Source organism: Streptomyces sp. IBSBF 3136 (assembly GCF_036815105.1).
GTDB lineage: Bacteria > Actinomycetota > Actinomycetes > Streptomycetales > Streptomycetaceae > Streptomyces.
Map to the genome: position 1 here is coordinate 1 of NZ_JAJSZC010000091.1, position 6,516 is coordinate 6,516.

Annotated in this window: 7 protein-coding genes; 5 read left to right on the forward strand and 2 right to left on the reverse strand. The window is 72.1% G+C overall.

Annotated features, from left to right (window positions below):
* A partial coding sequence (locus V7E45_RS20390; RefSeq protein WP_333775627.1) for a DUF2252 family protein occupies positions 1–796 on the reverse strand: 796 nt, incomplete at its 3' end.
* 238 nt (positions 797–1,034) lie between these two features.
* Here V7E45_RS20390 and V7E45_RS20395 point away from each other — a divergent pair.
* The 5 genes from V7E45_RS20395 to V7E45_RS20415 all read left to right on the forward strand — a co-directional run bounded on the left by V7E45_RS20395 (position 1,035) and on the right by V7E45_RS20415 (position 5,857).
* Complete coding sequence (locus tag V7E45_RS20395; protein WP_333775628.1) at positions 1,035–1,709, forward strand: HdeD family acid-resistance protein; 675 nt, start codon at positions 1,035–1,037, stop codon at positions 1,707–1,709.
* A 145-nt stretch (positions 1,710–1,854) separates the two neighbouring features.
* Positions 1,855–2,352, forward strand: coding sequence for an SHOCT domain-containing protein (locus tag V7E45_RS20400; RefSeq protein ID WP_333775629.1), 498 nt, complete (start codon positions 1,855–1,857; stop codon positions 2,350–2,352).
* A 33-nt stretch (positions 2,353–2,385) separates the two neighbouring features.
* Complete coding sequence (locus V7E45_RS20405; RefSeq protein WP_333775630.1) at positions 2,386–2,820, forward strand: DUF7144 family membrane protein; 435 nt, start codon at positions 2,386–2,388, stop codon at positions 2,818–2,820.
* Between the two features lie 39 nt (positions 2,821–2,859).
* Entirely contained in the window at positions 2,860–4,827 is a 1,968-nt protein-coding gene (locus tag V7E45_RS20410; protein ID WP_333775631.1) for a glycoside hydrolase family 15 protein, read from the forward strand.
* A 415-nt stretch (positions 4,828–5,242) separates the two neighbouring features.
* Positions 5,243–5,857, forward strand: coding sequence for a response regulator transcription factor (locus tag V7E45_RS20415; RefSeq protein WP_333775632.1), 615 nt, complete (start codon positions 5,243–5,245; stop codon positions 5,855–5,857).
* A 408-nt stretch (positions 5,858–6,265) separates the two neighbouring features.
* Here the strand turns inward: V7E45_RS20415 and V7E45_RS20420 are convergent.
* On the reverse strand, positions 6,266–6,516 hold a 251-nt coding region (locus V7E45_RS20420; RefSeq protein WP_333775633.1), incomplete at its 5' end, for a hypothetical protein.

A 6,516-nucleotide genomic window follows, 5' to 3' on the forward strand; every position in this document is an offset into this window, starting at 1 on the left:
CCCCGTCGCCCGCCCCCTTCCCCCCGGCCGGGACGCCGTCGCGCAGGTCGCGCAGCGGCATGACCAGCGGTGGGTCCGCCGCGATCCGCCGGCCCCCGGGGGTGAGCCGGGTCAGCTTGGCGTACGCCTCCAGATGGGTGCGGGACCGGGCGCGCGCCGCCGCCTCGGCCGTCCGGCGGCGGGCCGCCCGGCCCATCGACGAGGCCAGCAGCACCCGCATCCGGTCGGCGTCGTCCTGGGCGTACCAGACGTCGAGCACGCGCATGCCGGCGAACTCCCGCATCCGCTCCCGGTACGCCCGCACACACGCGCGCACCGCCTCGTCCTGCTCCGGTGCCGGGAACCCGTTGGCACGCGCCGCGATGACGAAGCTGGCGGCGAGCCGCTTGACGTCCCACTCGAACGGCCCCGGGAACGTCTCGTCGAAGTCGTTGATGTCGAAGACCAGACGGCGCTCCGGGGAGGCCAGCAGCCGGAAGTTCAGCAGATGGGCGTCTCCGCACAGCTGCACCCGCAGCCCGGTGTCGGGCAGCGCGCCGAGGTCCGCCGCCATGACCGCGGCCGCCCCCCGGTAGAAACGGAACGGGGACTCGAGCATGCGGGCGTAGCGGACGGGCACCAACTCGGGCAGCCGGGTGGCCGACTGACGCTCCAGCACCTCGACCACGTCGGGACGGTCCGGCGCGGGCGCGAACTCCGCGTGGCCCGAACGCGGCACGCGCGCGCGGGCGTTCCTGCCGCGGGCCACCCGATCGGCCACCGGTGAGGCGACGGTGAAGGCACTCGGTGCGGTCATCATGCACTCTCCTGTCCGGCGGCCCGCCGGTCGCCGGACGGACCCGGCCCGCGCGGGGGCGGGCGGGCCGCGGGCCGCCCCCGCAGCAACCCCACCGCCACGGGCCGCCGGAGGGATCACCCGTGGGGGGTGACCCGCGGCACCCGGGAGGCGCGCGACGCTGTGCGGGTGAGGGGTCCGCGCACGCCGCCCCCGCCGGCGGTCCGGAGCGGCCCGTTCGATCACGCGAGGAGGAGCCATGACCGAGTCGCGTGGTCCGGCACCGCGTACCGGACCGTCGCACCAGTCCCCGGGGCCGGCCACCGTCCCCGGGGACGCCGTGGCGGCGGTCGCCCGCTCGTGGACCTGGATCCTGGGATCGGCCGTCGTCACGCTCGTGCCCGGAGTGCTGATCCTCGTCTGGCCGGACGAGACGCTGCACGTCCTGGCCGTCGTCATCGGCCTCTACCTGCTGCTCGCCGGCGCGTTCCGGTTCGTCACGGCCTTCGGCCGGGAGGGACACGGCGAACGCCTCGCCGCCCTGTCGATCGGGGTGCTGTTCGTCCTGGCCGGCGTGCTCTGCCTGCGCCACCCGATGCAGACCGTCGCGGCGCTGTCGCTGATCGTCGGCCTCACCTGGCTGGTGTCCGGCATCCTCACCCTCTACGCGGCGATCACGACCGAGGACCTGCCGCACCGCGCCGTCGTCCTGGGCACCGCGCTGCTCGGCATCGTGGCCGGGATCGTGGTGCTGGCCCTGCCCACCGAGTCGGCGCGGGCGCTGACCAGGCTGCTCGGGCTGTGGCTCGTGCTGCTGGGCCTCGTCGAGCTGGTGCTCGCCTTCGCCTGGCGGGCCGCGCTGCGCCGCACCGCCGGCCCGCCGGACACGACGTCGGGGCCGGCTCCGGCGGACGCGTCCGGCCCGCCGTTCTGACCCGGCGCCGCCACGATCACCCGCCTCGGGTGAGGCCGCCGCCGTCCCGCCCCGCGCACGCTGGGAACGGCAGAGACCGGCCTGCCGGAAGCCGCCACGCACCGTGGCGCACCGCCGGGCCGGAGCCCCGCAACGGAGGAGTGAAATGAGCGCACCGACCTACCTCGCGTACGACTATCCACTGCTGAGCGCCTTCTGGACGATGCTGTGGTTCTTCCTCTGGGTCCTGTGGTTCATCCTGCTGTTCCGCGTCATCTTCGACATCTTCCGCGACGATGACATGAGCGGATGGGCCAAGGCCGGTTGGCTGCTCTTCGTCGTCGTGGTGCCGTTCCTCGGCGTCCTCGTCTACGTGATCGCCCGCGGCCGGGGCATGGGGAAGCGGGAGATCGCGCAGGCGCGCGCACAGCAGCAGGCCTTCGACTCCTACGTCCGGGAAGCCGCGAAGGGCTCGGCCGCCCCGACCAGCAGTGTCGACGAACTCGCCAGGCTCTCCGAGATCAGGGCCCGCGGCGACATCAGCGACGAGGAGTTCCGCAGGGCGAAGGAGCTGGTCCTCAGCGGCGCCGGACAGGCGCGGCAGGCACAGCAGCCGGGCGATGCGCCCACCCCGCCCACCTCGCCGTCCACGCACACGCACTGAGCACCATCCACGTCAACGAAACGAGGTAGCCGTATGAGCGCGACGAACCGCACCCGCGCGCGGACGGAGTCCGCAACCCAGCAGTGGGCCTTCGGCCTGACCGCCTTCGCAGGCGTCATGCTCCTGCTCACCGGGCTGCTGTCGATCTTCCGGGGCATCATGGCGATCGCCCAGGACGACGTCTTCGTCACGACCCCGAACTACGTGTTCAAGTTCGACCTGACCAGTTGGGGCTGGATCCACCTGGTCCTCGGCGTGATCGCGGTCATCGTCAGCTTCGGCCTGTTCCAGCCCGCGCTGTGGGCACGGGTCGCCGGCGTGGCCGTCGCCGGGCTGGTGATCATCGCCAACTTCCTCTCCCTGCCGTACTCCCCCGTGTGGTCCGTCGTGATGGTCGCCGTCTCCGGCTTCATCATCTGGGCCCTGTGCGTGGTCCGGCGGGACGACGACACGGCCATGGCCCCGTAACGGACGGCCGGCTCCGCAACGGACGGCGAAGGAGATCAGATGGACCGGTATCCGCCCATCGCGGAGCACGGAATGGTGGGCGACCTCCAGACGGCGGCCCTGGTGTCGTCCGCCGGGACCGTCGACTGGTGGTGCACGCCCCGCTTCGACTCGCCGAGCGTCTTCGCCTCGCTGCTGGACAGCGAACGGGGCGGCGACTGCCGGCTGGCGGCGGACCACCCGCCCGGGGACGGCATGTCGGTCCGGCAGCTCTACCTGTCCGACACGGCCGTGCTGATCACCCGGTTCTTGGGGCCCGGCGGGGTCGGCGAGGTCGCCGACTTCATGGCGCCCCTCGACTCCCCGACGCCCTCCGACCGGCACCGACTGGTCAGGGTCGTCCGGGTGGTGCGCGGCAGCCTGCCCTTCACCTTCGTCTGCCGGCCACGCTTCGACTACGGCCGTGCCCGGCACACCCTCGCCGTCGGCGACCACCACTCGGCCGTCCAGCACGGTCCGGGCGTCGACCTGCACGTCCAGTCGACCACCGGGATCCCGCTGCGGGCCGAGGGCGACGACATCACCGCCCGCTTCACCCTGAGGGCGGGCGAAGCCGCCGCCGTCGTCCTGACCAGCACGCCCGAGGGCGCGGCACCCCCGCCCATGCCGTCCCTGCAGGCCGTCGCCGAGGACATCGAGGAATGCCGCGAGTTCTGGCAGAACTGGCTGCGCTCCTGCACCTACCGCGGACGCTGGCAGGAAGTGGTGAACCGCTCGGCGATCACCCTGAAGCTGCTCACCTACGCGCCGAGCGGGGCTCCCGTCGCGGCGGCCACCATGGGACTGCCCGAACAGGTCGGCGGCGAGCGGAACTGGGACTACCGCTACACCTGGGTCCGGGACGCCTCGCTGTCCGTCAGCGCCCTGATCGACCTGGGCTTCGAGGCGGAGGCGTACGCCTTCCGCCGCTGGCTGCGCGACCGCGTCGAGGCCGCCGGCACCGCCTCGGGCGACCCGCTGCAGATCATGTACCGGGTGGACGGCGACCCCCATCTGACCGAGGAGATCCTCGACCACCTGGAGGGCTATCGCGGGTCACGGCCGGTACGGGCCGGCAACGCGGCCGCCGACCAGCTCCAGCTCGACATCTACGGCGAGGCGTCCGACGCCCTGCTGGTCGGCGGGGACATCGGCGCGGTGCGCGGCTGGAAGGCGCTCAGCGGCGTACTGGACTGGCTGGCCGACCACTGGGACCGCCCGGACGAGGGCATCTGGGAGACCCGCGGAGGCCGGCAGAACTTCACCTACAGCCGGCTGATGACGTGGGTCGCGTTCGACCGGGGCGTACGGGCGGCCACCCGGTTCTCCCGCCCGGCCGACCTGGTGCGCTGGCGGGAGACCCGGGACACGGTCTTCCGGGAGATCATCGAGCGGGGCTGGCACGAGAAACGGCAGGCCTTCGTGCAGCACTACGACACCGATGTGCTGGACGCCTCGCTGCTGCTCATGCCGCGGGTCGGCTTCCTGTCCCCGCACGACCCGGACTGGATCAGCACCCTCGACGCCATGGACCAGGAGCTGGTCAGCGACAGCCTGGTCTACCGGTACGACCCCGCCGCCTCGCCCGACGGGCTGCGCGGGTCCGAGGGCACGTTCAACCTGTGCAGTTTCCTCTACGTCGAGGCGCTGGCCCGGTCCGGACGGCTGCTCCAGGCACGGCACGCCTTCGACAAGATGCTCACCTACGCCAACCACGTCGGCCTGTTCGCCGAGGAGATCGGCCCCTCGGGCGAGCAGCTCGGCAACTTCCCGCAGGCGTTCACCCACCTCTCGCTGATCTCCGCCGCCATGGCGCTCGACGAGGAGCTGGCCCGGACGAAGCCGCGCCGCGGGACCGGCGGCACCCGCCATCCGGCGATCCACGGCTTCCGGGTGCCGGCGGAGGCGGCCGACGCCGGGGCCGGCGGTGGGGAGAGCGGTGAGACCGGGGATGGGAAGAGCGGTGAGACCGTGGGCCGGGGCGGCTGATCGGTGATCCGCCCGGCCGGCTCCGCCCGGCCGCGTGTCCGGCCCCGGCCCTGACGGCCGGGGCCGGACCTCATGGCCCCGATCCCCCCCGGGAGGCGCCTGCTCCCCGGTGGCCCCGGCCCGCGTGGCAACATCGGCCCGGACCAGGACCGGACCACGCGGTCGCAGGCCAAGCCGCCCAAGGAGCACGAGTGGCTGCGGGCGGCCTCGGGGCGGCCCAGCGCGACGTAGTCGGCGGCCAGGTTGAGGTGCAGGGAGGGGAGGAACTCCCGGACGTTCGGGTCATCCGGCGTGCCGCCGTTCACGGAAGGGCCGACTGTGAGAGCGGGCGGCCCACGTCGCCGACCGTTGTCCCGCCCTGTCACATGGCCGAGGGCCTGGCCTCGCCTACGCTGGACTTGTGATGAGCCCGTCCGTGACACATCTGGCCGTCATCTGCGACTGGCCGCTGCTCCAGCTCGGTCTCACACAGGCCCTCCAGGCGCAACCGGACCTGAGGATCACGATGCTCGCCACGTGCGTCGACGAGTTAACCCTTGAAGCGGCCGGCGTCGAGGTGATTCTCCTGATCAACCTGCAGTCCCGCGACCAGGTGACCTCCCGCCAGGTGGCTCGGCTGTACCGGCAGGGGCACGCCGTCATCGTGATATCCGCGTCGGGCGCACAATCCGATGCCGTCCCGTGCATCAAGGCCGGCGCCCGCGGATATCTAAGTCGAAAAACCGATGCCTCCGAGTTGGTCGCGGCCGTCCGTGCCGTCGCCTCGGGAGGCGCCTATTTCGGTGCGAGCCTCGCCGGGCGCAGCATCCCGGCGTCCCCTCCGCACATCACCGGCCGAGAGAGACAGATCCTGCAGTTCGTTGCCGATGGCGCAACGGATCGCGAGATCGCCGCGAAGTTGAACATCGCCGAAAACACGGTTCACACGCATCTGGAGCGGCTGCGGAGAAAGAGCGGTTCTCGCCGTAGGGCGGAACTCACCCGATTCGCTCTGGAGAACGGGATCATCGGAGACGATCTCCTGGAATGACTACTGGGCCGTCGGAACCGAGTCCGGACGAATGTCGTTCAGGTTGTTGACGATGACGACGGAAGACGGATGCGCGGGCGCGGGGACCTGGATCAGCATGGGGACGTAGACCATCTGCCCGTGCCGGAACTCCGCTTTCGCCGAAAGGCGGTAGCAGACAGGGGATTCGGGGTTGCTCGACGTCGCGTAGCACCGGAGCACTGAATTCGCTCCGGTCGGGACGGTTCCCTCGGTCGCCGATGCGTCCCATGCGCCGGCCGCGAGGCACGCGGCGGCAGCGGCTGCGAGGAGGGCACTCCGGACGGCTGCTCTGGCCAATTTGCATCACTCCGAAAGCGACGAGTGATCGGCACCTCGCAGGGGCGTGACCTCCGCGAGGTGCCGACTCTTTTGGAGAACCTTCAACGGTCAGCCCTGGGTCCCACCTTGCGTGTTGCCGGTGCCGCCCTGGGTGCCGCCCTGGGTGTTGCCGGTGCCGCCGCCCTGGGTGCCGCCCTGGGTGTTGCCGGTGCCGCCGCCCTGGGTGCCACCTTGGGTGTTGCCGGTGCCGCCGCCCTGGGTGCCGCCCTGGGTGTTGCCGGTGCCGCCGCCCTGGGTGCCACCTTGGGTGTTGCCGGTGCCGCCACCCTGCGTGCCGCCCTGGGTGTTGCCGGTGCCGC

Excerpts from the sequence above, each read along its gene's own strand:
- V7E45_RS20395 (WP_333775628.1), top strand. The coding sequence starts at position 1,035 with ATGACCGAGTCGCGTGGTCCGGCACCGCGTACCGGACCGTCGCACCAG.
- V7E45_RS20400 (WP_333775629.1), top strand. The coding sequence starts at position 1,855 with ATGAGCGCACCGACCTACCTCGCGTACGACTATCCACTGCTGAGCGCC.
- V7E45_RS20405 (WP_333775630.1), top strand. The coding sequence starts at position 2,386 with ATGAGCGCGACGAACCGCACCCGCGCGCGGACGGAGTCCGCAACCCAG.
- V7E45_RS20410 (WP_333775631.1), top strand. The coding sequence starts at position 2,860 with ATGGACCGGTATCCGCCCATCGCGGAGCACGGAATGGTGGGCGACCTC.